A 25,472-nucleotide genomic window follows, 5' to 3' on the forward strand; every position below is an offset into this window, starting at 1 on the left:
GACGCACGCGGCTTTGCGTACTGCCCGCTCGGCGGGCACCAGGGGCGGCCGGGGACACCCGGTCGCCGGTTTCACCACACGACCCATGACCACGAACCGCCTTCCCGACGGAACGACACTGCTGCTGGTAGCCCTCTGTCTCGCACTCGTGGCCGTCCCGATCGCGGCCACGCAGGACTCCGCGACCCTCTCGCTGTCCTCGGCCGAGGCAGAGTCGGCCAGCGACACGGTTACCGTCACGCTCGCGGCGGACGGCTCGGACGTCGCCGGCTACCAGGCCAACGTCACGTTCGACCCGTCGGTCGTCCAGGTGCAACGCGTCTCCGGAGCGGACTACTCCGACCCGGTGCAGAACGTCGACAACGAGGCGGGCTGGGTGTTCCTCACCCAGTCCCAGGCGAACGGCGTCGACGACCCGCAGCTCGCGACCATCACGTTCGAGGTCGTCGGGAGCGCGGGCGAGCGCTCGACGCTCTCGTTCGTCGAGTCCGACACCCGTGTCAACGACGCCGCCGGCGCCCACGTCGACGTGAGCCTCGACAGCGGCACCGTCAGCGTCGCCGACGGTGCCGGCGTGACGGCCCACGGCGATGGCTCGCAAGCAACGGCTGACGGCGGTGGCGAGGACCCTGCAGCCGGCACGGCGAACCAGCAGGTCGGCTCCGGCACCGCCACCCCGGGCGGTGCGGCGGGCGGGAACGGAACGGGTCTCTCGACGCCGATGCTCGTCGGCGGTGCGGCCGCACTGCTCGCCGGTGGCGTGTTGCTCGGTCGGCGCGCGTCCTGAGAACCGACCGATTCTTACCGGGCGCTCGCTTACCGGCGCGTGATGGACGCGCCGCTGTGGACCGACGCCCACGCCCCGTCGCTCGAGGAGCTACCACAGCCGGACGCACGGGAGTACCTGCAGAAGGCGGTCGACGAGCCGCTGAACCTCCTGCTGCACGGGCCGGCCGGCGTCGGCAAGACGGCTGGCGTCCGGGCGCTCGGCCGCGAGGCACACGACGACCCCGACAACGACCTCGTGGAGATCAACGTCGCCGACTTCTTCGGGCGGACGAAGACGGAGATCAAGAACGACCCCCGGTTCGCCTCGTTCCTCGACGGGAAGTCCCGGCTCTCGAAGCGGGACATGATAAACCACGTGCTGAAGGAGTCCGCGAGCTACGCGCCGGTGTCGGGGAGCTACAAGACGGTCCTGCTGGACAACGCCGAGGACGTGCGCGTGGACTTCCAGCAGGCGCTCCGCCGGGTGATGGAGCGCTACCACCGGACGACCCAGTTCGTCATCTGCACCCGCCAGCCGACGAAGCTCATCCCGCCGATCCGCTCGCGCTGTTTCCAGGTGCCGCTGCGGGCGGCGACGAACGACGAGCTGGTGACGGTGCTCCAACGCATCGTCGAGGCGGAGGACGTGGACTACGACGACGACGGGCTGGAGTACGTCGCCGGCTACGCCGACGGCGACGTCCGCGAGGCCATCCTCGCCGCACAGACCACGGTCTCGCGAGCGGACGAGCTGACGATGCAGACCGCCTACGAGACGCTCGGCGACGTCGGCACGCTCGACGAGGTCGGCGAGATGCTCGACGACGCCGAGGCTGGCGATTTCACCGACGCCCGCTCGACGCTCGACGACCTGCTCGTCGACGAGGGGTACAGCGGTGCCGAGGTACTGGCGGAGATACTCACGGTGGGGCGTAAGCGCTACGACGGCGACCGGCTGGCCCGGCTCCACCGGCTCGCGGGCGAAGTCGACCACGACATGAGCGAGGGCACGAGCGACCGTGTCCACCTCGGACACCTGCTGGCGGAGCTGGGTCGGTCGACGGCGTAGCGGCTGTCTGGCTCGGTGGGGGCCGCGAACAGGCGACGCGTGAGCTGCCGGTCCGGGGCGCGTCGCGCTCCCGCCTCGACCGCCGGACCGCGTGGGTCAGACCACGCCCCGGTTGCGGCGGCATCACTGAACAACCCTCGGCCGGTGGGGAACCCTCTTTCTCCGTGGCGTACGACTGTGCCGGTATGCAGACGCTCTCGGAGACGCGGATCACGAACCGCCAGCGGGTCCAGCCGAACCACGCGAACAACTACGAGGCGGTCCACGGCGGCAACCTGATGAAGTGGATGGACGAGGTCGGCGCGATGGCGGCGATGCGCTTCGCGGGCGAGACCTGCGTCACTGCCGCGGTCGACGAGTTCTCCTTCGAGCGGCCAATCCCGGTCGGCGAGACGGCGCTCATCGACGCGTACGTCTTCGACGCGGGCCGGACGAGCGTCCGGGTGTTCCTGCGGGCGTACCGCGAGGAGCCGCGGTCGGGCGACACCGAGCAGACGACTGCGGCGTGTTTCACCTTCGTCGCGGTCGGGGACGACGGGAAGCCGGTTCCGGTGCCGTCGGTCCGGATCGAGACCGACGCGGACGAGCGGTTGCAGGCGACGGCACGGGCTGCCGTCGACGGTGGCGACTAGTCGAGCACGAGCACGTAGCGGGTCAGCGACCGGTGCACGCGGCGCTCGAAGGCGTGCTCGACCGTCCAGCCCGCGCGTCTGGCGGCACCGGTCCAGTCGCGGTCCGCGACGACGACGGCGCGGCCGGCGACGCGGCGGGACTCCGTGAGGGCGCCGGCGACGAGGTCGTCGAGCGCGTGGGTCTCGATCTTCGACTGGCGGCCGTACGGGGCGTCGAAGACGACGGCGTCGACCGCGTCGTCGACGAGCGGGAGCCGGGTGGCGTCGCCGCGGCAGACGTGCCAGTCACCTGGGTCTGTAATCGGGTGGTTCCCCTCGCCGTCGAGGAAGTGACCGAGGTTCTCCGTCGCTCCACGGACCATCTTCGACTGGGCGTCGACGCCGACGACGTCCGCGCCGACGAGTCCCGCCTCCACGAGCACGCCGCCGGTGCCACACATCGGGTCGAGGACGCGACGGCCGGCGGCCGCACCGGCGACGTTGGCGACGGCGCGGGCGAGCAGGGGGTCCATGCTGCCGGGCTGGAAGAACGGCTTGTCCGTGGGCTTGCGGTCGCCGAAGTCGCGGGCCGACTCGGCGGTGAGCCAGCCGACGGCGCAGACCCCGGCCTCGCCGGCCGCACCGTCGCTCCCCACGTGGGGGTCGTCCTCGTCGTCGACGGTCGGGGCGAACAGCGCCCGCAGTTCGTGGTCGGGGTCGTCGAGGTCCACCGCGAACCCGCGGTCGACGAGCACCTGGCCGAGCGCGCGCTCGGCGTCACTCGTCGAGACCCCGGTGTCGCCGCGCACGTCCCGGGAACGGACGGCGACGGTTCCCTGGCGGTCGATTGGCGCGGCCTCCAGCAGGGCGACCGCGCTGTCGACGGTCGCGTCGGTCCGGCCGACGAGTTCGCTCGCGCGGTGGGTGTAGGCCAGTCCGCGGACGCGTTCGGGGAGGACGCTGTGTGCGACGGCGAGACCGTCGCCGATGCGCTCGACGCCGGTCGCCGCGCTGGCGGCCTCACAGGCGGCGAAGGCGTCGTCCTCGCCGCCGAGTTCCAGCAGGTACACGTCCAACCGTGTGCGAGGGCGGGCAATCAGCGTGTCGACTGGCGGACGCGGCGCGTGCTTACGTCGGAGCCGCCACCGGCGGGCGAGGAGCGTTCAAGCCGGCCTTTTATCGGCAGTATTGACCGATTCCGTCGCACGGGAACGACCGTCCCGTCGTTCGGTCTGTCGCCGTGCGGGCACGTGGCACCAACCTTTATAAACCTTAAATACGACTTTTAAGTCGAGTTATGACCGACCCCAAGGAGACTATAAATATCGAGAACGTCGTCGCCTCGACCGGTATCGGCCAGGAGCTCGACCTGCAGAGCGTCGCCATGGACCTCGAGGGGGCCGACTACGACCCCGAGCAGTTCCCCGGCCTCGTCTACCGCACGCAGGAGCCCAAGTCCGCCGCGCTCATCTTCCGGTCCGGGAAGATCGTCTGCACCGGCGCGAAGAGCACAGACGACGTCCACGAGAGCCTCCGTATCGTCTTCGACAAGCTCCGCGACCTCAACATCCAGGTGAACGAGGACCCGGAGATCGTCGTCCAGAACATCGTCACCTCTGCCGACCTCGGCCGCAATCTCAACCTCAACGCCATCGCCATCGGTCTCGGACTGGAGAACATCGAGTACGAGCCCGAGCAGTTCCCCGGCCTCGTCTACCGCCTCGACGAGCCGGAGGTCGTCGCACTCCTGTTCGGCTCCGGGAAGCTCGTCATCACCGGCGGGAAGAAGCCCGAGGACGCCGAACACGCCGTCGACAAGATCGTCTCGCGCCTCGAAGACCTCGGCCTGCTGGAGTAGCTCGACGGTTCTTTCCACTCCTCTTTCGCGGTGATACGCATCCCCAGAAGAGACATTGCTGTCGAACGCAAGGTGACGGGTATGTCCGCGGAGCCAGCGGCGATGACGGTCCTCCACGTCGACGACGACGGGGAGTTCATCGCCCTCACGGCCGAGTTGCTCGGGCGGCAGAGCGACCGCATCACCGTCATCTCCGCCACGAACGCCGCCGAGGCGCTCGACCTGCTCGAACGGGAGGACGTCGACTGCGTCGTCTCCGACTACGAGATGTCGGAGACCGACGGGCTGGAACTGCTCGCCGCCGTCCGCGAGCGCAACGAGGAGCTCCCGTTCATCCTCTTTACCGGCCGGGGGAGCGAGGAGATCGCCAGCGAGGCCATCTCGGCCGGTGTCACCGACTACCTCCGCAAGGGCGGTGGCAGCGACCAGTTCGCACTGCTCGCGAACCGTATCGAGAACGCCGTCGAGCAGGCCCGCTCGCGCGTGAGCTACCGGGCGGTGTTCGAGAACACCGACGTGGGGCTCACCGTTCGCGACGTCGAGACCGGGACCGTGGTCGACGTGAACCAGGAGTACTGCGACATGCTCGGCTACGACCGGGAGACGCTGAGCGACATCACGTTGGACGAGCTGACCGCCGACGTCCCGGGGTACGACGCCGAACGCGGCGTCGAACTCCTCGAACGGGCGGTCGCGGACCCCGAGTTCTCCTTCGAGTGGCCCGACGAACGCAGCGACGGGACGACCCGCTGGGTCGAGGTCGACGCCACGCAGGTCCAGATCGAAGGACGGGAACGGTCGCTCGTCACGGTCACCGACGTCCACGAGCGCCACGAGCGGGAGGCGGCGCTGGCGACCCTCCACCAGGTCGCGACGGAGATACAGGAGTGCGAGACCGTCGAAGCCGCCTGCGAACGGACCATCGACGCCGCCGAGTCCATCCTGGAGTTCGAGATGTGCAGCATCCTGGTCGCCGGCGACGGCTGGCTCGTCCCGAAGGCGCTCTCCGCCGGTGCGCCCGACGACGGAGCGCGCCGGATGCGTCCCGATCAGGGTCTGGCCGGGGAGACGTACCAGACCGGCGAGCCCACGCTCGTCGAGGACGTGCTGGACGACGAGACCGCCGAGCCCGCCAAGGCGAGCTACCGGTCCGGTATCAGCGTCCCCGTCGGCGAGAGCGCGGTGTTCCAGGCCGTCGCGACGGAGTCGAACGCCTTCTCGCAGGAGGACCTCGAACTCGCGGAGCTGCTCGTCTCGCACACCGCGCGGGCGCTCGACCGTCTCCGGTTCGAGGGCGAGCTCCGGCGACAGAACGAGCGCCTGGAGGAGTTCGCGAGCGTCGTCAGCCACGACCTCCGTAACCCCCTGACCGTCGCCCAGGGCAACCTCGAACTGCTTGCCGAGGAGTGCGACGGCAAGCACCTCGACCACGTCCGGGAAGCACTCGACCGCATGGCGAGCATCACCGAGGACACCCTGCGGCTCGCCCGACACGGCGACGCCGTGGAGGAGACCAGTCCGGTCGACATCGCGGCGTTCGCCGACCGCTGCTGGAACGTCGTCCAGACCGACGAGGCGACCCTGACCGTCACGGACTCGCCCACCATCAGCGCCGACCGTACACGGCTCCAGCACATCTTCGAGAACCTGTTCCGGAACAGTGTCGACCACGCCACACCCGCGGACGGTGCCGCCGTCGCCATCACCGTCGGCGTGCTCCCCGGCGGCTTCTACGTCGAAGACGACGGCGTGGGTATCCCCGACACCGAGCGGGACCGGGTGTTCGACCCCGGACACACGACAACCGAGCAGGGCACGGGCTTCGGGCTGGCCATCGTCGAGGAGTTCGCCACCGCCCACGGCTGGACCGTCCACGTCACCGAGGGGAGCGACGGCGGGGCGCGGTTCGAGTTCACCGGGGTCGAGGTGCTCGACTGAGGCGACGGGGCGCCTCGGACCGCGGGTGACACCGAAAAGCGGCAGGCACATGACACCGTGGCCGCTAGCCACGGCCATGGTCGGTCTCACGCCGCTGCAACTGGACCCGTCGGCCGGGGCACCCGCCGCCTACGTCGGGACGTTCGTCGTCGCCACCCTCTTCTACTCGGTGACGCTGCACATCGCGGCACGGAACGTCCTCGGCGACGTGCCGGTCAAGCTCGCATTCGTCGTCGGCCCGATGCTCGCGCTCGTCTCCCTGCTGCTCCAGCAGTACGGTCCCGCCGTCGTCCTCCCGGTGACGCTGGTGGCCGACGGGGTCGCCATCAGCCTCGTCTACCGCCTCGACGCGAAGCTCACCGCGTTCGTCTCGGTCATCCACTACACCGTCGCGGTCATCCTCGGGTTCACGCTGTTCAACCTCGTCGCCCTGCTGTCGACCGCGCCGGCCTGACGGTGGCCGGTCGGGCTCACGCATGGCCGCCTTTTTGTCGTGGCTCCGCCGAGATGGCGTATGGACGCATCGAGCCGCACCCAGGTCGCCCGGGGCGGACTGTCGCTGTTGCTCGCCGGCGCCATCGTCGGTCTCGTCGCCGCGAGCGGTATCCAGAACGCGACCGGGCTCGCCGTCACGCTCGTGGTCGTCGGGGCCCTCGCGCTGGTCGTCGGGAAGGCCGCCGAGCAGCAGGTGCTGCTCGGTGTCTGGCTCGCGCCGGTCGTCGCCGGCGTCATCGTCTACGTGTTCGAGCCGGACGCGCTGCTGACGCAGGCGTTCCTGCTCGGCGTCGTCGGGATCGCACAGCTGCTGTTCTCCCAGACAGGGACGTAACCGAACGCCGGAGGCGACTACTCGACCAGCCGCTCGATCTCGGTGACGAGGATGTCGCTCGCGCCCTCGCGCTTGACCTCGTTGATCGTCTCGAAGACGTCGCGTTCGTCGACGACGGCGTGGACCGCCAGCTTGTCCGAGCCCGCGATGTCCATCACCGTCGGGCCGCCCATGCCGGGGATGACCTCGCGGACGGCGTCGAGGTTCGACTCGGGGACGTTCATCATCAGGTAGCGCTTGCCCTCGGCCGCGATGACGGAGTCGAACGCCATGCGGATCTGCTCGGTCTTCCCGTCGTCGGCCACGTCCGGGCGGGCGACGAGCCGGACCGACGACTTGAGCACCTCGTCGATGATGGCCAGCCGGTTCACCTTCAGCGTCGTCCCCGTCGAGGTGATGTCGACGATTGCGTCCGCCATGTCCACGTGGGGCGTCAGCTCGGTCGCGCCGGTCACCTCGACGATGTCGGCGTCGATGTTGCGTTCCTCGAAGTAGTTCCGCGTGATGGTCGGGAACTCGGTGGCGACGGTCCGTCCGTCGAGGTCGAACGGCGTCTCGATGTCGCCCTCCTCCGGCGCGGCCAGCACGAGCCGGCACTGGCCGTAGCCGAGGTCGAGCAGGTCGGTCACGTCGACGTCGGCCTCGCAGACCTGGTCGTAGCCGGTGACGCCGAGGTCGGCCGCGCCGTCGGCGACGTACTCGGGGATGTCGGCGGCCCGGGCGAACAGCACGCTGACGTCGGGGTCGACGGTGTCCGCGTACAGCTTCCGGTCGGCCCCGTCGACGACGTGGAGTCCGGCCCGCTCCAGCAGGTCGATGGTCGGCTCGTGCAGTCGGCCCTTGTTCGGTACCGCGATGCGCATTTGCCGTTCCTTCGCGTCCGGACGGGAACTGCCTTTCCATCCACCCGGTGCTTGCCGGTTTGAACCGGCACCATATGCAAAATATTATCAATAAAATATGATGTGTGGGCAGAAAGCCGATGGAGGGAAAACGTATATCAATGGACGAAATATATCGAATATTGATATGGGGGTTTGAAATAATAGTTCTTATAAACGGTAAACTGTATTCTCTCACATGGTTAGACACTCACGACGAAAGTTTCTATCGATAGCGATGTCTTGTGGTATAGTAACTACGAGTGGTTGCTCTATTTTATTTGACAACGCTATTGCCCCTGGTACACTATTCTTGGAAAATCGCGATTCTATACCCCATGGAGTACAGTTTCATGCGACAAATGCTCCGACAGAAGTCCCTAACCCTGAGACAAGGCTAAGTGGTAGTTATTCAATTGCCCCGGGAAAGAAACAAAAATACACAGAGTACATAGAGTTTCCTGGGGAGTATGCATTCCAAGCTGAGTTAAGCAATGGTGATACAGCCGAGATACGGAAGTGTACATTTAACAAAAATGAAGCAGGACGATTGGACGGACCAGCAATCCAGTTTACTATTGATATCGATGGGACAGTCGGTTGGAACCTATTAACTGTTAGTTGATTTTATTTAGGCCTGCGGATCGTAGTTCACATTGTCTTCTGCCCGATACGTATCGACCCTTCCAGTCGGTCCACTTAATGTGAGGACTCCCGCGCCAGAAAGAGACCAACTGGCTCCCCAACCAGACGGAATTCCCCAGGGATACCACGTGTGAACATAGTCAGAGTACACAGTTGTCGGGTGGTTTTCTTTTCCTGGCCGAGGTTCGATGTCAAGTTCTAACCAGCACTGCTGATTATCCATTCCAACAAAGACATCATCGTATTTTACTCTATATCCATGTTGACCTATGTCATCACCGAACAACGGTCAGAGCTGCCTTCACTCTCTTCGATTGGCCTATACATACTTTCACTAAACGAAATTGCAACTCCGTCTTTTGGTCCCGGGGAGTCGTCATCGAATCCATAGGCTAAGTCTAATAACAAAAACGTGTACCGATGAGCACCTTCACCACTTTCGTAGACTCCTAAGCTCATTGTCGAATTCCCTGTTTCGGGGTTCTCTAGGAAGTCGTTGGTGCCGACGTCCCCGGAATTATCATTTCCAATGATAGACTGACTGCTATTATAATTGACGCCGTATTCGTCAGCAATATTATGTGCCTCATCTATCTTCCCTTCCTTTAATAAATTCTTTATCTCGTCTTCAGAACCAGTTTCTATCAAACCAATTCCATCTGAACCTTTTACTATTCTTGAGAATGTTGATGTACTATCCACAAGGCCACATGTAATGGCGGACTTCTTTAACACAGCTCTTCTTGAAGTCTGTTTTCTAGACATTGTTTTCTTTAAATAATCACAGAGTGGTAAACATTTCTATATTTTTATTTAAGCAATATTTTTTGTTATGCATTGCGATATAATGTCTCCCGGCAATGAAGATTATATATTTTTATTTTCCGGACGCCGTTGGTGGTTTCTAAGGATTGTGACTATCCATACACCAGGTCCAGCAGCCACGTCGTCACGTGCATCTCGACGACGGCCGCGATGGCGAGTGCGACCACCGAGACGGCGACGAGCAGCCCGGTCCGTTTCAGCTCGCCGCGGGTGTAGAAGTGGTCGCGCCGGTCGAAGACGAGCAGCACGATGTTCGCCAGGAAGCGGTACGCGATGGCGGCCCCGACGAACAGCGCCGGCAGCTCGAGGACGCCGTGGGGGAGCAGCGCGAGCAGCACGAAGCCGTAGCCCTCCTGTGCTGCCGCGGGGGTGACGACGTAGCCGACGAGCACGCCGTTGAACACCAGTCCGATGGTCGTCAGGATGCCGCCCGTCAACGCCCCGAGGACGAACACGAAGAAGGCGCGGGTGTTGTTCAGGAAGATGAACAGCGCGGTGATGTCGTCGGGGAACATCTCGCTCGGCGAGTCGAACCCCATCGCGCCGAACAGGTCGAAGCCGACCTCCCAGAGCGCGACGCCGAGCGGGATGCTCAGCAGGAACAGCGCCGCCGCGAACGCGGTGTAGCGGCTGTGCTCCCGCCAGGCGAGCGCGAACCCGTCCCACGAGAGCGTCGGCGGGTCGTCGTGCCCGGGTGGCTCCGTCTCGGTCGGGTCGGCGGGCTCGGCCGGCGACTCGGTGGACTCCTCGCGGTCGAAGGACCAGCCGACGTCGTCGTCGGTGTCGGCCAGCTCCGTCGCTGACTCCCCGTCTGGAGGGTCGTCGGGGCGGTCGGTCATGGGTTGCGCTACGGTCGCCACCGGAAAAAAGAGTCCGTCGGGCGTCGGAACTCGGCGGACAACCTCGGCTCCAGAGTTTACAACGATTGTAACCTTTGGCCCGCGATGATGGCCATCCAGCCGGGTGGCGCGCGGCTGGCGAGACGGGCGAGCGCAGTGAGCCCGTCGAGCCATCCGCGCGAGGGATGAGCGAGGGAGCCTGCGACCGAGCGAAGAGGCTGGGGAGGGGTGAGGTGCGGTGCGGTTGCTGGGTGGGACTGAAAGGGGCGAGTCGAAGGAGTCGAGCGACTCGGGGCTTTCTGGCTGTTCTCAGTACCAGCTACTCACGTCGATGAAGGGGCTTTCTGGCTGTCGTCGTCACCAGAGAGTTCCACGACCGCCCCAGTCACTCCTCACGAAACGACCCGTACCCGATGGAGTCTTGACGCACCCTGCGAAAAACACGCCCAACATGGAACTCGCAGTCACCGGTGGACGGGTGCTTCTGCCGGACCTCACAGTAGAGCGCGCCGACGTACTCGTCGACGCCGACGAGGGCGTCGTCCGCGCGGTCGGTCAGGACCTCGCCGGCGACGAGGAACTGGACGCCAGCGGCGGGCTCGTCATGCCCGGGCTGGTGAACGCCCACACGCACGTCGCGATGACGCTGCTGCGGGGCTACGCGGACGACAAGCCGCTTGACGCGTGGCTGCAGGAGGACATCTGGCCGGCGGAGGGCGAGCTGACCCCCGAGGACGTACGCGTCGGCGCGGAGCTCGGCATGCTGGAGATGATCAAGTCCGGGACGACCGCGTTCGCGGACATGTACTTCCACGTGCCCGAAATCGTGGACGCGGTGGCGGACGCCGGCCTCAGAGCTCGGCTCGGCCACGGCGTGGTCACCATCGCGAAGGAAGCCGAGACGGCCCACGACGACGCCGAAGAGAGCATCGCAGTGGCGCGGGAGTTCGACGGCGCCGCCGACGGCCGCGTCAGCACGGCGTTCATGCCGCACTCGCTGACGACCGTCGGGAGCGACTTCCTCGACGAGTACGTCCCGCAGGCCCGCGAGGCGGGCGTCCCGGTACATATCCACGCGAACGAGACGGCCGACGAGGTCGACCCAATCGTCGAGGAGCACGGGATGCGGCCGCTCGAGTACGCCCGCGAGCACGGGCTGCTCGAACCGGAGGACTTCGTGGCCCACGGCGTCCACACCACGCCCGAGGAGCACGAGCTGCTCGCGGAGACGGGCGCGGGCGTCGTCCACTGCCCGGCGTCGAACATGAAGCTCGCGAGCGGGATGGCCCCCGTACAGGTGATGCACGACGCGGGCGTCTCGGTCGGCCTGGGCACGGACGGCGCGGCCTCGAACAACGACCTCTCGCTGTTCGACGAGATGCGCGACGCGGCGATGCTCGGGAAGCTCGCGGCCGACGACGCGAGCGCGGTGCCCGCCGAAGCCGCCGTCGAGATGGCGACGCAGGGCGGTGCCGAGGTGACCGGACTCCCCGGCGGGCGCATCGAACCCGGCGCGGCGGCGGACCTCGTCGTCGTCGACCTCGACGCGCCGCACCTGACGCCGGGCCACGACCTCGTGAGCCACCTCGCCTACGCCGTGACTGGCAGCGACGTGCGCCACACGCTCTGTGACGGCGCGGTGCTCATGCGCGACCGCGAGGTGCTGACGATGGACGAGGACGCGGTGCTGGAGCGAGCGGAGAGGGCGGCGGCGGACCTGGTCCAACGTGTGTAAGACGACCCGACCACCGGCGACGCGAGCGACGCCGTACTGTCGTTCTCGTAGATGCGGACGTTGCGGAACCGCGAGTTCGCGGGCTTCTCGTCGTCGATGTTCGACGGACAGTTGGTGCTCGACGGGTCGACGTTGCCGTCGCAGTCGGTGATGAACACGAGATACCGCGTTGAAGCGTTGAACCCGTTCGAGGTGTAGTGTTCCCCGATGGGCACCTCGTAGCGAGCCCAGCCGTCTCCGGCCTGGTACCGCTCCAGTCCGTCGAAGTTGGTGACGTTGTGTCCCCAGCCCTGCGCACCGTACACCTCGACGATGCGGCCGCCCGTCTGTTGCTGGTCGTCCTCCAGCCCGATGCCGTGAATCTCGCCCCGGCTGGTGCTGTTGAACTCGAAGACGAGCGTCGTGTTCTCCGTCACGGTGTAGTTCCGCTCGACGTACTTCCACTGGTTGCCCGACTGCCGGACGGTCGCGCCACCGTCCTCGACCGTCGTCGAGCCGCTCCCGTCCTGATTGCTCTCGAACGACTGCGTGGGTGCGCTGCTCTCGAAGTCGACGACCGACGTGGCATCGTCGGACGGCAGCGTGACCCGCTGCCGGCTGACGACGCTGTCGGTCGGCCGGTGAATCAACTGGACTGTCACCGGTCCCGAGAGCAGTTGCGTCGCCCGGAGGCTGTCGCCGGCGTCGGCCACGCCGTCGCTGACACCGGACCTGTTCCGGAACGACGAGAGCGACAGCCGCGACGACGAGCCGCCGTCGCGGACGACCACGTCGAACTCGTCGATCCGGAGGTCGTCACCCCCCTGATGGCTGATGACGAGCGTCTGTGCGTTCGGGCCGTTGCTCTCGACGCCGACGTCGATGCTCGCTGACGGCGCGTTGCCGAGCAGGTCCGGCGACAGGTCGAAGATGACGACTCCGGCCGCCCCCGCCGCGACGAGCACCAGCGCGACCATCAGCAGGGTCCCGACCGGCGCTGACTGTCCACCGTCCCCACCCGTTCCCCTTCGCATGCTCGGCTGTCGGTGGGCGACGACTATCAAATCATCGGCCTGTTGACAGTGTCCATCGGCGATGGTATCGGGGTGTGTCTTCGAGAATTGAACGCCGAGAGAAATTTGTAAACGTTGAAACGGTATCTGCGCCGGTTTCACGGTTTGGTCGAACGGAATGAACCGGATGAACGTGCTCACGGGTTTATCCCCCTCTCTGTCACAGCATGGAGCGTGATGAGCACGAAGACGACGTTCGCGCTGTTCGGTGCACTGCTGCTCGTGGTCGGTGCCGCCGCTCCGGCGGCGGCGGCCGCGGGCGCGACGCCAGCACAGCCCGCAGACAGCACAGCCACGGACCTGACCCCGGACGACAACGAGACGGACGACAACGAGACCGAACTGCCCGACAACGAGTCCGACGACCAAGACGACAACGAGACCAACCAGAGCTCCGCGGACGCCCACAACGAGTTCGCCCGGATGCTCACCGACTACGTCCAGAACGTGACGAACGACTCGAACGTCTCGGCACCCGGCCTCCACATCGCGGAGTGGGTCATCGAGCACAACCCCGGTAACGCGCCGGAGCACGCCGGGCCGCCCGCCCACGCGGGCCCCGGCGGTGACAACACGACCGCCAACGAGACGAACGGCGGCCAGGGCCCCCCGGACCACGCCGGGAACGGTGACGACACCGACAACGAGACGAACGGCGGCCAGGGTCCCCCGGACCACGCCGGGAACGACGACGGCGACGACGACGATGACGAGGAAGAAGACGGCGGGAACGGAGCTGGCAACGGTCAGAACGCAAGCATCCTCGCCGCCCTCCCCTTCTTCTGACTGACGAAGCCCACACCGCGAGCTGATTTCCCCAACGCATCGGTGCGGACGGCCACGGTTCCTCGGTCGGGTCGGGGCCGCCGACCGCCACTTCCACTTACTGCGACGCCGCGACGCCGAGACAGCGGTCCACGGCGTCTGCGACGTGCAACGCGGTCGTGTCGAACAGCGGTGTCCCGGGCACGTCCGCCTGGGCGACGAGCATCTCGATCTCGGTGCACCCCAGGACGACGCCCTCGGCACCCGCGTCGACGAGCTCCTCGATGGCGGCGACGTAGCCCTCGCGGGACTCCTCGGTCACGATGCCCTTCGTCAGCTCGTCGAAGATGATGTCGTGGATCTGCTGGCGACGGCCGGCTTCGGGCACGATCACGTCGATACCGTGGTCGGCGAAGCGGTCGGCGTAGAACTCACCCTCCATCACCGGCCGGGTGCCGAGCACGCCGACCGTCTCGAGCCCGGCGTCGGCGATGGCCCCGGCGGTCGGGTCGACGATGTGGACGAACGGGACCGAGAGTGCGTCCTCGATGGCGGGGGCGACACGGTGCATCGTGTTCGTCGCCATGACCACGAAGTTCGCGCCGCCGGCTTCGAGGTCCTCCGCGGCCGCGGCGAGGTAGTCGCCGGCGGCGTCCCACCGCTCGTCCGCGATGAACCCCTCGATGTCCGCGAAGTTCACGCTCCTGACGAGCACCTGCCCGGCGGCGTGGCCGCCCCGCGCCTCGTTGATGCCCGCGTCGACGCCGCGGTAGTACTCGACCGTCGATTCGCTGCTCATACCCCCCAGGATACCGACCGTCGCGAGCGTGCCGTCGTGTGCTGTGTCCATACCGACACGTCTCGCGAACGGACCATCAACGTCTCCCTCTCATGGGAGGGTCGCCCGACCAGTCAGTGGCCGCCGCCGAGCAGCTTCGACTCGGCCGTCCGGAGGTGCTCGAGGAGCGTCGTCTTCGACACGTCCAGCTCGGCGGCCAGCTCCCGGGCGGACACCTCGCGGGGCCACTCGTAGTACCCGCGACGGCGAGCGAGGGCGAACACCTCCCGCTGGCGCGTCGTCAGCGTCCGGTCGTCGCCGCCGGTCGGCCCCGCCCGCGTCGCATCAGCTGCCGGCGAGAGGCGCTCGAGCGTGATGTCGGCGTCGCGCTCGTCGCGGATCTCGTCGAGCGAGCGCTCGAACGCCTCGCGGCTCGCGTGGACGAGAAGGTCCCACGTCTCGATGCCGTCCTCGACGCGGTACTGCCCGTCGAGGACGTAGCCACGCGAGACGAACGCCGCCCCGATGCCGTCGGTCGCGGGGTACTCGATGAACACGTCGCGGGCCCGACGGCCGACGGCCGCCGGGAGCGCCGCGCCCGTCGGGCCGTCGTCGAGGGGGTGGATGCTCCTGATGAACGGCGAGTCGTGGGCCACGGCGACCGCCTGGTCCAGGTGCTCGACCGACCCCCCGTAGATGGTGCAGCGTTCGTAGGCCGAGTCCCCGGAGACCGCCGCCCCGTGGCCGACGAGGCTGCTGCCGGTCTCCGCCGTCGAGCAGATGCCCCAGCACTCGGGGTGCCAGATGTCGAGGGTCGCCCGGAGCAACTCCCCATCCGGCTCTGTCCGGGTCATGCGTCGAGCAATTCGCCGCACCCCGATAAAACGTGCCGGCTGCTGCTCAGGCCTGCTCCCCGTCCCCCAGCCGGGGGAGCGTGACGGTGAACTTCGCCCCGCCGACCGCCCGGTTGGTCGCCTCGACGTGGCCGCCGTAGGAGTCGACTATCTCCTGGACGAGGTAGAGCCCGAAGCCGGTGCCGGGGCTCTCGAACCCCTTCTGGCCCTTCTCGAAGACGTGCGCCATCACCGACTCGTCGATACCCGGGCCGTCGTCGAGCACGCTGACGACGACCTCGTCGTCACTCACCTCGGTCTCGACCTGGACCCGGGCGGCCGGGCCGTCGTTGTGCTGGACCGCGTTCGTCAGCAGGTTCTCGAACACCTCGGGAAGCAGGTCGTCGGCGAGCACCGGCACGTCGGGGAGTTCGTCGTGTTCGAACGTCGCGTCGTCGTAGGCGCGGTTCGCCTTCGACACCTCGGCGGCCAGCACGTCGCCCAGCGGGGTCGGCTCGGGCTCGTGCTCCTCGCCCTCGACGATGGCCTTCATGAACGTCCGCATCGTCTCGATGAGGTCTGTCATGTCCTCGACGCGGTCCTGGATGGTAGCGAGGTGTGGTGCGACCTCGTCGTCGACGTGGCCCTCGACGATGTTCGCCCGTGCCTCGACCACGTTCATCCCGTTGAGGAGGTTGTGGCGGATGATGCGGTTGACGAACTCAAGCCGCTCGCGCTCGTGTTCGAGCTGTTGCTCGCGCTCGCGGCGCTCGGTCATGTCGCGGGTGACTTTCAGGAACCCCTGTAACTCGCCGTCGTCGTCGCGCAGGGCCGTGATGACGGCGTTCACCCAGATGCGCGAGCCGTCCGCCTGAACCCGCCAGCCCGTGTCGAGCGCCCGGCCTCGCTCCCGGGCCCGCTCGAGCAGCTCCTCGGCGTACCCCGTCTCACGGTCGGCCTCGGTGTGGAACGTGCGGACGTGCTCGCCGACGATCTCCTCGCGCTCGTAGCCCTTGATCGCCTCCGCGCCGCGGTTCCAGCTCTCGACGTGCCCGTCGACGTCCAGCCGGAAGATGGCGTAGTCCTCGACGTCCTGCACCAGCGACTCGAACTCGCGTCGGGCCTGCTGGAGCTGCTCCTCGGCGCGGTCCTCCCTGATGCTGTTGCCGATCTCGTGCCCGAGCGAGTTCACCGTGATGTCGAGCAGGGTGAGCTCCCAGTCGAGCCCCGCCTCCTTCGGGCTGGTCCCGGCGAACGACAGCACGCCGTACTGTTCGCCCTCGACGGCGACCGGGACGCCGACGTAGTAGTCGAGCGCCACGTCCCCGGCGACGCCGACCGGCCGGCGGCCCGGCCACCGTTCGGTCGCCCCGTCGGCCTGGACCAGCGCGTCCCGCTCGGCGACGACGCCCGCGACAGTCTCGCCCGTGTCGATCGCGTGGCCCGGCTCGACGGCCGCATCGAGGCTCGAGGTGACGTTCTCGACGAGCACGCGACCGTCGCCGAGCCGGGCGAACGCAGCGTGCTCCGCGCCCAGCATCCGGCCGGCCACGCCGAGCAGCTCGTCGAGCCGGTCGTCGAGGGGGCGCGACCGGTCGAGCAGGACATCGTGGACGGCACGGAGCGTCCGTTCCCGCCGGTCGAGCCGGTCGAGCGCGTGCTTCTGGTCGCTGACGTCCACGTAGCACTCGACCCGGCCGCCCGCGTACTCCCCGTCCTCTATCGGGTGCGTGCGACGTTCGAGCCACCGCTCCGCCGGGCCCTCGACGATGTGGAGCGCTCGGTCCGGGCCGTCGATGCCCCCCTCGGTCACCGCTTCGATGAACGCGTCGCCGTCGGCGAGCCGGGTGGCGACCCGTTCGGCGAACGCCGCCGCGGACAGCCCCTCGACAGTTGCAGCGTCGACATCGAGGTACCGCGTCGCCGCCTCGTTCGACCAGACCACGCGCGCGTCGGCGTCGAAGACGACGACACCGGTGTCCGCAGCGGCGAGCAACGCCGCACCGGTCGGCGGCTCCGTCGCTCGGACGGAGGCGTCGCCCTCGCCGCTCACTCCGAGGACACCCCGTCCGGTCCGTCACGTTCAGTCATGGGCGGGGCTAGCAGACCCGGGCCTAAAATCGTGCGCCCTACACACGTCGTCGAAGGCCGTGCGAGCGGCAGCTTCGCCAGCCGACTCCGGTAGGGTTTTCCACCAGCTACCCCTCCCAGACGGTATGAGTCAGTACCCGCCGATCAGCGAGCAACTCGACGACATCGAGGCCGCTCGCGACGAGGGACGACGGAAGATGGACTGGGCACGCCAGCACATGCCCATCCTGAACGCACTGCGCGAGGAGTTCGAGCGCGACCAGCCGTTCGCCGACCAGCGCATCGGCATGGCGATGCACGTCGAGGCGAAGACCGCGAACCTCGTCGAGCTGCTCGCCGACGGCGGGGCGGAGGTCGCAATCACCGGCTGCAACCCGCTGTCGACACACGACGACGTGAGCGCGGCGCTCGACACCCACGAGAACATCACGAGCTACGCGAAGCGCGGCGTCGGTGACGAGGAGTACTACGATGCCATCGAGGCCGTCATCGACATCGAGCCGACCATCACCGTCGACGACGGGATGGACATGGTCGCCGCCATCCACGAGGACCACCCGGAGCTCATTGACTCCATCGTCGGCGGCGCCGAGGAGACGACGACCGGCGTCCACCGCCTCCGCGCGATGGACGACGACGACGCGCTCGACTACCCAGTCTTCGCAGTCAACGACACGCCGATGAAGCGACTGTTCGACAACGTCCACGGCACCGGCGAGTCCTCGCTGGCCACCATCGCGATGACGACGAACCTCTCCTACGCCGGCAAGAACGTCGTCGTCGCGGGCTACGGGGACTGCGGCCGCGGCGTCGCGAAGAAGGCCAGCGGCCAGAACGCGGACGTCATCGTCACCGAGGTCGAGCCCCGTCGCGCCCTGGAGGCGCACATGGAGGGCTACGACGTGATGCCGATGAGCGAGGCCGCCGAGGTCGGCGACGTGTTCCTCACCGTCACCGGCAACCGCGACGTCATCACCGCCGAGCACTTCGAGCGGATGAAAGACGGCGTCCTGCTCGCGAACGCCGGCCACTTCGACATCGAGGTCGACCTCGACGCGCTCTCGGACATGGCGGTCGACCAGTACGAGGCTCGCGACGGCGTCGAGGCCTACGAGATGGACGACGGCCGACGGCTGAACGTGCTCGCCGAGGGCCGCCTCGTCAACCTCGCCTCGCCCATCGCGCTCGGCCACCCCGTCGAGGTCATGGACCAGTCCTTCGGCGTCCAGGCCGTCTGCGTGCGGGAACTCGTCGAGAACGGCGGCGCCTACGACGCCGGGGTCCACGAGGTCCCCGACGAACTCGACCGGGAGGTCGCCGAGATCAAGCTCGCGGCCGAGGGCGTCGACTACGACTCGCTGACCGATGCCCAGACAGAGTACATGGGCTCCTGGCAGCACGGAACCTAGGTCGGTACGGGCTTTTCCGGCCGCACACCTCGGTTTGCATCAATTTACCCCGTTGAACTCTTAATTTCCATGAAACCTTCCGATAGGATGAAATGGGGAGAGGATGTTGATGTACCAACGTGAGCGAGGAACACGAACTATCGGCGGACGAGGAATCAGTCGACTGGCCACCAGCGGACGGTGATGCCGTGGTGGTCGCCGAGGGGGGCGTCCGGGTTCGGAAGTGGGTGACTGACCGGGGGGCTGCAGTGCCAGTCGTGACGTACGATGTCGCGTCGATGCGCGACGAACCGGTGACACTGGCGCTTCGCGACTCGACACCGCCGTCGCTGGAGCCGGACGAGTTCGGCTTCCACGACGACTACGAGGCCGAGAACTGGCGACGGACCGGGCCACACGACATCGCGTATCGCCGCCGTCTCGACCCCGACGAGTCGGTGACGACGGTGTACGGCGTCCGACGCTCGTCGCTCGACGACCCCGAGCCGTTCCTCAACGAGCCGTCGATAGCGGTGACGGTGGACGGCGACGACGCCGGCGCCGCCGACGGCGAAGCGGTCTCCACCCTGAACGTCGACGGCGAGGAGATGAGCGTGAACGAGCCCGAGGCTGGCGACGCGGACGACGGCCCCGGGGCCGACGAAGCCGACGACGACGCAGCGGACGAGACGGTCGAGACGCTCTCGCTGGACGACCCGAACGGGGCGGCCGAGCCGGCACCCGGCGAAGCGGAGACATCGTCGGTGTTCGACGACGACGACGTCGGCGACGACTCCGAGGAGACAGAGACGCCGTCGGAGCCGGCGGCGTCCGAACCGGCTCCGGCAGCACGCGATGGCGAGCCGGTCGGCTCCGTCCTCGCCGCCGAGCTGCGCGAGGGGCGACTCCCGGAGGGTGACCGGGACGCCATCGCGTCGGCGCTGAACCTCGAGCTGTCCGAATCGACCGCGGCCTTCCTGGACCGCCTCCGCGACCGCGTCCAGCAGCGCCGCGACCAGCTCGAGGACGAGATCGAGGAGCTCGACGAGAGCATCGCCGAGCTGTACGGACTCAAGGCCGACGCGGCAGACGTCCAGCAGGCCCGCGCGGACCTGGCCGACCTGGACGAGCGGGCCGCCGCCCAGAGCGACCTCGAGACCGTCCGGGACGCCGTCGAGACGCTCGACCAGGCCAAGGCCGAGGTCGACAGACTCGCGGCGCTGGAGTCGCGACTCGACGACCTCGCGACCGATGCCGCCCGGTCCGAGACGGTCGAGCAGCTCGAGGGCCGTGTCGACGAACTCGACGAGGCCGCCGCCCGTGCCGGCGACCTCGACGCGCTCGCGGACGACGTCGACGATGTCGAGGCCCGGATGGCCACCGCAGAGTCGCTGACCGAGACCGACGAGCATCTCGCCGAACTCGACGACGAGGCGGCTCGCGCCGACGCCCTCGACGCGCTCCGCGACCGCGTCGGCGAGCACGAGGCGTCGACCAGCGACGAGTTCGAGACGGTCCGGAGCGAACTCGACAGCGCCGTCGACGCCGCCCGCTCGGACCTCGGCGACGAGGTCGAGGCGGCACGCTCCGAACTCGGGGCCGAGATAGAGTCGGTCCGAACGGACCTCGTGGCCGACGTGGAGGCGCTCCGGGCCGAACGCGAGGCCGCGACCGACACGGTGCGGGACGACCTGACCGGGCGCGTCACCGACCTCCGTACCGATACGGAGACCGATGTCGCTGCTATCGAGCAGACGCTGCAGGCGGAGTACGTCACGCAGGCCGACGTCGACGCCGTCATCGAAGAGCGCATCGAGACGAACCTCCGGGCCGTGATGCTGCTGGCGCTTGGCGCCGGCGGAATCCTCCTCTCGCTGGTGCTCGCCGCGACCGGCGCGGCGTCCATCGCGCTCAGCGCCTTCCTCCTCGGGGCGCTGCTGCTCGGCGGCTGGTGGTACCTCCAGCCCGGCGACATCCTGCCGGTCGGTGACAGCCAAGCCGACACCGGCGTTCCGGGTGCGGATGCGGTCGCCTCCGGCGGCGGCGGCGAACCCGGTGAGGGCGACGAGGGCGACGCCGTCGAGGCGCCGGACACGGACGCGGCCGCGGACGAGTCGACGGCTGACGAGCCCGAACCGTCCCCGGCTGCCGAGACGGTCGACGGGGCACCCGGTGCCGCTGCGGAGGCAGACGACACCCCCGCTGAGACTGTCACCGACGACGAAGCCGCAGCCGAGGACGAGGGCGAACCCGACGCCCCTGGGGAAGCGGGCGACGATGTCGTCTCCGAGGCCGCCACCGACGACCGGGACAGTGAAGGCGACGAGTTCGGTGCCGAGGCGGACCTCGGAGCCGGCGACATCGACCTGGGCGTGGACGAGCCAGGAGACGAGTCCGGCGACGAGACGGACGTCACAGAGATGGCGGACGACGCCAGCGCGGAGCCAGCACCCGTCGACGCGGGCGAGCGGGACGACGAGGACTCCGGGCTGTCCCGGGACGGCGAGCCGCCGGACGGCGACGACTCGGACGGCGACGAGGAAACAGCCGACGCTGCAGATGACGACATCGACGAGGCCGACGAGGCAGCTGACGCTCCCGGCGAGGATGGCGTCGCGGGCGATGCGGACACCGAGGACGTGGCCGCCGCTGCTGCTGCAGCTATCGAGGCCGTGGAGAACGACGACGGGGACCCCGAGGAACAGCGGATGGACGCGGACAGAGGCACCGAGCCGGTCGAGGACGACGCGGTGTAGTCCGACGCACCCGCAGCCGACGACGGGTCATTTTTATTCGCCGCTCGCCGAGGAATCCTCATGAGTTCCAACCGCAAGGGCGACAGGCGGGAGCGCGAGCTCGTCAACCGCCTCGACGAGTCCGGCTTCGCGGTGATGCGAGCGCCGGCGAGCGGGAGCGCGACGGAGCGGGAGCTACCGGACGTCCTCGCGGGCGACGGCGAGCGGTTCTACGCCATCGAGGCGAAGTCCTCCTCGGGGCGGCCAATCTACCTCGACGGGGAGGAGGTCGAGGCGCTGCTCTACTTCTCGCAGAACTTCGGCGCGAAGGCCAGGATCGGGGTCCGCTTCGACCGCGAGGACTGGTACTTCTTCCACCCGGCGGACCTGCACACGACCGACGGGGGGAACTACCGGGTGAAGAAGGAGACGGCGCTCGCCGACGGGACCGACTTCGAGGAGTTCGTCGGCGGGTCGCGGAAACGCGACCTCGGGGAGTACGAGTAGGCGGACAGGCGGTGCTGTGGCGCAGCGGGTGCCGGCGGCGCTCGGGGACGTCCGGCGACACACCGCGCGACCGCGTCGCGCCGGACGGAAAATCGTCAGGGCACGCCCGTGTTGGCCCCGCCTTGCTACTTGAACCCGGGCCCGGTCGGCCTCACTCGTTCCCGGTGTCGAGCCGCCGGAGCCGCGACACCGGGAACGAGTAGAGCCGGAGCGAGTCCGGCGTCGTGCCGTCGTCGAACTCGGCCCCCGCCGGGAACACGGCGGTCACGACCGGGTCGTCCCCGGGATACGAGCGGTTCGTCTCGTACTCGGCGACGGTGCAGTCGTGGCTCTCGATGCGGACCTCGTCGGCCCGGCGCGGCGAGACGCCGACGACGAGGACGGTCGCGCCCGTCTCGCGGTCCGTGGCGAGGTCGCCGCGGGAGAGCGCGTGTCGGTCGCAGAGGTGCGGTCTCGGCGCGTCCCGGTGGACGAACGTCGTCGTGCTACAGACCGCACAGCCGGCGGCGACGTGACTCGGCGGCGGCACTGCGCCCTCGGTGATCTCGATGGCGACCCGCCGGAGGTGCTTGCAGCGCTCGCCGCGGAACGCGTGGTCGGGGCAGGTACAGCGGTGCTCGGGGACATCGACGAGGTACGCACCGTGCTCGGTCGCGACGGCGTAGCGGCCGCTCCCGAGCGGGGCGACGGCCATCGGTTCGGTTCGTGCCCGCCGCGACCGTGGGTCGAGGTGGGCGTCGACGGGTACGGGACGCGTGTACCGTGACATGGTGTCTGCCGTCGGTGGGGGCGACGAGTCGGGCCGCACCGACTCGGGTGTGCTTCTGGTGTGCGCCATGGGTTTCCTTTATCGAACCGTCCGATTCAGCACGGTTCGGTTTCGAGTAGAAATAGGGGTCGTGGGTACGTAAGTCTTCCACCCGAATCGAACGATTGAGGTGTCCTGGACACCTACAGCGGTCAAATGGGCTTCCCACCGGGGGCCACACCGCTCCACGCACAGACAACCATCGTCGACCCGGTACTGCTCGCGGTCGTCGGTCTGGCCGCGCTCGGGTCGGCTATCCTGCTCGGACTCGGGCTGGCCGCCTACGTCCGCCGACGCTCGCGGCCGTATCTGCTCGTGGTGCTCGCGCTGGCCGCCATCGCGGCGCGCTCGGCCGTGGCGTGGGTCACGATGCTGGGGATGCTTCCGGACGCGACCCACCACCTCGTCGAGCACGGTCTCGACGTGGCGATGACGGCGCTCGTCGTCGGTGCGGTGTGGTACGCGCGGTCGCTCCGGCAGGGAACGGGACTGAACCAATGACAGAGACGAGAGTACTCATCGCGACCGAGATCGAGGGGACGCCGGGAATACATTTCAACGAACTCGTCCGGGAACTGCCCGTCGCGCCGGGGCAGGTCCAGTACCACGTGCGCGACCTCGTGGACACCGGGCGGGTCGTCCGCGAGGAGCTGTTCGGACGGACGCACTACTACCCACCGGGGTACGACGCCTTCGACCGCGCGGCCGTCGCGCTCATCCGCCGGGAGACGACCAGCGAGGTGCTGGTGACGCTCATCGAGGACGGACCGCTGGGGCCGGCGACGGTCGCCGAGGAGGTCGGCATCGCCCGCTCGACGCTCGAGCACCACGTGGACAACCTCGTCGAGGCGGGCCTCGTCGAGAAGCGGCGTGACGCACACAACCGCGTCACGCTGGTCCTCGCCGCCCCGGAACGCACCGGCGAACTGCTCTCGGACGTGACACCAACGATGCCCGCGCGCCTCGTGGACCGGTTCACGCTGCTGGTCGACGAGCTGCTCGCCGAGTAGTTTATAGCCGAACACGCGGCCAGTCCCGGCGTGTCCTGACCGACGCGCGCCGGCGGCCTGGACGGGTGTGCGACGACCCCCGGCGCGAGCGCTGCTCGTCGCCTGTTCGCCCTTTCGACTCGCGCACCACGCCGTTTTTTGCTGGAGAGTTCCAAATGTATCGCAATGACCCCCAGCGAGAGCCGCGGAATCGACCGCCGCGAGTTCGTCAAGGCGGCGGTCGCCATCGGCGGCATGAGTGCCCTCTCTGCCTGTCTCGGTCGGTTCGGCGACGGCGCCGAGTCCATCCCGACCGGGACGGACGACCCGACCAGCCTGCCCGACCGACAGCACGCCTGGAACGGCGCCCTCCCGAGCGACGACCACGGCAACCACGTGCTCGCCAGTCACCACGTCCTGCTGTACGCGGACTACGCCGGCGACGGGACACCCACGGCCGACGAGCGTGAGACGGTCGAATCCGCGCTCCAGAGCCTCGAACGCGCCTTCGAGTGGTCGAACGAGGGGCTGCTGTTCACCGTCGGCTACTCGCCGCGCTACTTCGACCGGTTCGACGAGTCCCTCCCCGACTCCGTGGACCTGCCCGAGCCGGCGGCGCTCACCTCGTTCGAGGACCCCGACCTCGACACGAACGACGTCGTCGTCCACCTCGCCAGCGACAGCGGCGCGGCCCTGCTCGAGGCCGAGGAGGCCCTGAAGGGCCACAGCGACACCGCCAACGGGGTCGAGATGGACGCTCACCTCGGCGACGTGCTCGACCTTCCCGACGAGTTCCCCGGCCGCCGGACCGGTTTCGTCGGGGGCGGGCTGCCGGCGGAGAACAGCGACGTGTCGGGCATCCCCGACGAGGCCGACGTGCCGGAGGAGTCCCCGCTCTACATGGGGTTCAAGTCCGGCTTCGACAAGAACCAGGCGACGGAGGAGGACGTCACCATCTCCGAGGGACCGTTCGCTGGCGCGACCACCCAACACGTCTCGCGCATCCGGCTCCGGCTCGACGACTGGTACGTCGAGCAGGACCAGGACGAACGCGTCGCGGAGATGTTCTGCCCCGCCCACGCCGACGAGGGAACCGTCGAGGGCGTCGGCGAGAACCTCGGCGACGACTCCGGCGCCGGCGACTGTGCGGAGACGGTCAGGGAGGACGCCCGCTCGGCCGGGCGCGTCGGCCACGCACAGAAGACGGCCCGGGCACGCCGTGACGGCCGGCCGATCATCCTCCGACGCGACTTCGACTCGACCGACAAGGGCGAGGCCGGCCTGCACTTCCTCGCAGTTCAGGAGGGAATCAGCGACTTCGTCGCGACGAAGACATCGATGGCGGGGGAGGACCTGACCGACACCCCGACCATCCGCCAGCGCGTCAACAACGGCATCCAGGAGTACACGTTCGTCAAGCGACGCGGGAACTTCCTCCTGCCGCCCCGCACGCACCGTGCACTCCCGACCCCGCGCCCCGAGTAGCCGCCGGAACCGCCGTTTCGACGGGTAAACCAGAAGCCGTTTT

Annotated in this window: 23 protein-coding genes and 1 pseudogene; 15 read left to right on the forward strand and 9 right to left on the reverse strand. The window is 68.0% G+C overall.

The genetic code is table 11. The features are described from left to right. Nucleotides 1–85: 85 nt before the first annotated feature. The 3 genes from BLT27_RS00420 (at nt 86) to BLT27_RS00430 (ending at nt 2,469) form a co-directional block, all read left to right on the forward strand. Entirely contained in the window at nt 86–787 is a 702-nt protein-coding gene (locus BLT27_RS00420; RefSeq protein ID WP_089731054.1) for a cohesin domain-containing protein, read from the forward strand. A gap of 42 nt (nt 788–829) precedes the next feature. After that, the gene (locus BLT27_RS00425; protein ID WP_089731055.1) at nt 830–1,837 is read left to right on the forward strand and encodes an AAA family ATPase; all 1,008 of its coding nucleotides are present in this window, start codon (nt 830–832) and stop codon (nt 1,835–1,837) included. Nucleotides 1,838–2,022: 185 nt separating this feature from the next. Then, complete coding sequence (locus BLT27_RS00430; protein WP_089731056.1) at nt 2,023–2,469, forward strand: acyl-CoA thioesterase; 447 nt, start codon at nt 2,023–2,025, stop codon at nt 2,467–2,469. On the opposite strand, the gene BLT27_RS00435 is transcribed toward BLT27_RS00430, so the two are convergent. Next, nucleotides 2,466–3,518 carry a methyltransferase domain-containing protein gene (locus tag BLT27_RS00435; protein ID WP_089731241.1) on the reverse strand — a complete coding sequence of 351 codons (1,053 nt, stop codon included), beginning with the start codon at nt 3,516–3,518 and terminating at the stop codon, nt 2,466–2,468. The genes BLT27_RS00430 and BLT27_RS00435 overlap by 4 nt on opposite strands. A gap of 227 nt (nt 3,519–3,745) precedes the next feature. Here BLT27_RS00435 and BLT27_RS00440 point away from each other — a divergent pair, with 227 nt between their 5' ends. From BLT27_RS00440 to BLT27_RS00455, 4 genes are all read left to right on the forward strand, one after another. After that, the gene (locus BLT27_RS00440; protein WP_089731057.1) at nt 3,746–4,306 is read left to right on the forward strand and encodes a TATA-box-binding protein; all 561 of its coding nucleotides are present in this window, start codon (nt 3,746–3,748) and stop codon (nt 4,304–4,306) included. An 81-nt stretch (nt 4,307–4,387) separates the two neighbouring features. Further along, nucleotides 4,388–6,244, forward strand: a complete 1,857-nt coding sequence (locus BLT27_RS00445) for a hybrid sensor histidine kinase/response regulator (RefSeq protein ID WP_089731058.1) — start codon at nt 4,388–4,390, stop codon at nt 6,242–6,244. Between the two features lie 76 nt (nt 6,245–6,320). Continuing rightward, a complete protein-coding gene (locus BLT27_RS00450) occupies nt 6,321–6,698 on the forward strand; it encodes a DUF7473 family protein (RefSeq protein WP_089731059.1) in 378 nt (125 codons plus the stop codon). Nucleotides 6,699–6,758: 60 nt separating this feature from the next. Continuing rightward, nucleotides 6,759–7,073: a hypothetical protein gene (locus BLT27_RS00455; protein ID WP_089731060.1), complete on the forward strand. Its 315-nt coding sequence runs from the start codon at nt 6,759–6,761 to the stop codon at nt 7,071–7,073. 17 nt (nt 7,074–7,090) lie between these two features. On the opposite strand, the gene hisG is transcribed toward BLT27_RS00455, so the two are convergent. The 3 genes from hisG to BLT27_RS00465 all read right to left on the reverse strand — a co-directional run bounded on the left by hisG (nt 7,091) and on the right by BLT27_RS00465 (nt 10,263). Next, a complete protein-coding gene (hisG, locus tag BLT27_RS00460; protein WP_089731061.1) occupies nt 7,091–7,936 on the reverse strand; it encodes an ATP phosphoribosyltransferase in 846 nt (281 codons plus the stop codon). 930 nt (nt 7,937–8,866) lie between these two features. Next, complete coding sequence (locus BLT27_RS18975; RefSeq protein ID WP_139172222.1) at nt 8,867–9,364, reverse strand: hypothetical protein; 498 nt, start codon at nt 9,362–9,364, stop codon at nt 8,867–8,869. Between the two features lie 152 nt (nt 9,365–9,516). After that, on the reverse strand, nt 9,517–10,263 hold the full coding sequence (locus tag BLT27_RS00465) for a stage II sporulation protein M (RefSeq protein WP_175526325.1): 747 nt from the start codon (nt 10,261–10,263) through the stop codon (nt 9,517–9,519). A gap of 451 nt (nt 10,264–10,714) precedes the next feature. On the opposite strand from BLT27_RS00465, the gene BLT27_RS00470 reads away from it, so the two are divergent. Next, on the forward strand, nt 10,715–11,998 hold the full coding sequence (locus BLT27_RS00470) for an amidohydrolase (protein ID WP_089731063.1): 1,284 nt from the start codon (nt 10,715–10,717) through the stop codon (nt 11,996–11,998). Nucleotides 11,999–12,768: 770 nt separating this feature from the next. Here BLT27_RS00470 and BLT27_RS20335 read toward each other — a convergent pair. Continuing rightward, nucleotides 12,769–13,011 (reverse strand): annotated as a pseudogene (locus BLT27_RS20335) (type IV pilin); the annotation flags it as partial. 216 nt (nt 13,012–13,227) lie between these two features. Between BLT27_RS20335 and BLT27_RS00480 the strand changes: the two are divergent. Beyond that, the gene (locus BLT27_RS00480; protein ID WP_089731065.1) at nt 13,228–13,836 is read left to right on the forward strand and encodes a hypothetical protein; all 609 of its coding nucleotides are present in this window, start codon (nt 13,228–13,230) and stop codon (nt 13,834–13,836) included. Nucleotides 13,837–13,933: 97 nt separating this feature from the next. Here BLT27_RS00480 and BLT27_RS00485 read toward each other — a convergent pair whose 3' ends face one another. The 3 genes from BLT27_RS00485 to BLT27_RS00495 all read right to left on the reverse strand — a co-directional run bounded on the left by BLT27_RS00485 (nt 13,934) and on the right by BLT27_RS00495 (nt 17,479). Continuing rightward, nucleotides 13,934–14,665, reverse strand: a complete 732-nt coding sequence (locus BLT27_RS00485; protein ID WP_089731066.1) for an aspartate/glutamate racemase family protein — start codon at nt 14,663–14,665, stop codon at nt 13,934–13,936. A 62-nt stretch (nt 14,666–14,727) separates the two neighbouring features. Next, entirely contained in the window at nt 14,728–15,447 is a 720-nt protein-coding gene (locus tag BLT27_RS00490; RefSeq protein ID WP_089731067.1) for a helix-turn-helix domain-containing protein, read from the reverse strand. 46 nt (nt 15,448–15,493) lie between these two features. Then, nucleotides 15,494–17,479: an ATP-binding protein gene (locus BLT27_RS00495; RefSeq protein WP_089731068.1), complete on the reverse strand. Its 1,986-nt coding sequence runs from the start codon at nt 17,477–17,479 to the stop codon at nt 15,494–15,496. Between the two features lie 163 nt (nt 17,480–17,642). Between BLT27_RS00495 and BLT27_RS00500 the strand changes: the two genes are divergently transcribed. From BLT27_RS00500 to hjc, 3 genes are all read left to right on the forward strand, one after another. Continuing rightward, nucleotides 17,643–18,926, forward strand: coding sequence for an adenosylhomocysteinase (locus tag BLT27_RS00500; protein WP_089731069.1), 1,284 nt, complete (start codon nt 17,643–17,645; stop codon nt 18,924–18,926). Nucleotides 18,927–19,045: 119 nt separating this feature from the next. Beyond that, on the forward strand, nt 19,046–21,661 hold the full coding sequence (locus tag BLT27_RS19510; RefSeq protein ID WP_089731070.1) for a hypothetical protein: 2,616 nt from the start codon (nt 19,046–19,048) through the stop codon (nt 21,659–21,661). 60 nt (nt 21,662–21,721) lie between these two features. Beyond that, nucleotides 21,722–22,147, forward strand: coding sequence for a Holliday junction resolvase Hjc (gene hjc / locus BLT27_RS00510; protein ID WP_089731071.1), 426 nt, complete (start codon nt 21,722–21,724; stop codon nt 22,145–22,147). 151 nt (nt 22,148–22,298) lie between these two features. On the opposite strand, the gene BLT27_RS00515 is transcribed toward hjc, so the two are convergent. After that, the gene (locus BLT27_RS00515) at nt 22,299–22,916 is read right to left on the reverse strand and encodes an SWIM zinc finger family protein (protein WP_245707565.1); all 618 of its coding nucleotides are present in this window, start codon (nt 22,914–22,916) and stop codon (nt 22,299–22,301) included. Between the two features lie 195 nt (nt 22,917–23,111). On the opposite strand from BLT27_RS00515, the gene BLT27_RS00520 reads away from it, so the two are divergent. From BLT27_RS00520 to BLT27_RS00530, 3 genes are all read left to right on the forward strand, one after another. Further along, on the forward strand, nt 23,112–23,456 hold the full coding sequence (locus BLT27_RS00520; RefSeq protein WP_089731073.1) for a DUF7471 family protein: 345 nt from the start codon (nt 23,112–23,114) through the stop codon (nt 23,454–23,456). Next, nucleotides 23,453–23,965 (forward strand): winged helix-turn-helix transcriptional regulator, encoded by a 513-nt coding sequence (locus BLT27_RS00525; protein ID WP_089731074.1) that lies wholly within the window; start codon nt 23,453–23,455, stop codon nt 23,963–23,965. Before BLT27_RS00520 ends, BLT27_RS00525 begins: the two co-directional genes overlap by 4 nt. A gap of 165 nt (nt 23,966–24,130) precedes the next feature. Further along, nucleotides 24,131–25,429, forward strand: coding sequence for a DUF7405 family protein (locus tag BLT27_RS00530; protein WP_089731075.1), 1,299 nt, complete (start codon nt 24,131–24,133; stop codon nt 25,427–25,429). The last annotated feature ends 43 nt before the right edge of the window (nt 25,430–25,472 follow it).

Origin of the sequence: Haloarchaeobius iranensis (assembly GCF_900103505.1) — an archaeon.
Taxonomy (GTDB): Archaea; Halobacteriota; Halobacteria; order Halobacteriales; family Natrialbaceae; genus Haloarchaeobius; species Haloarchaeobius iranensis.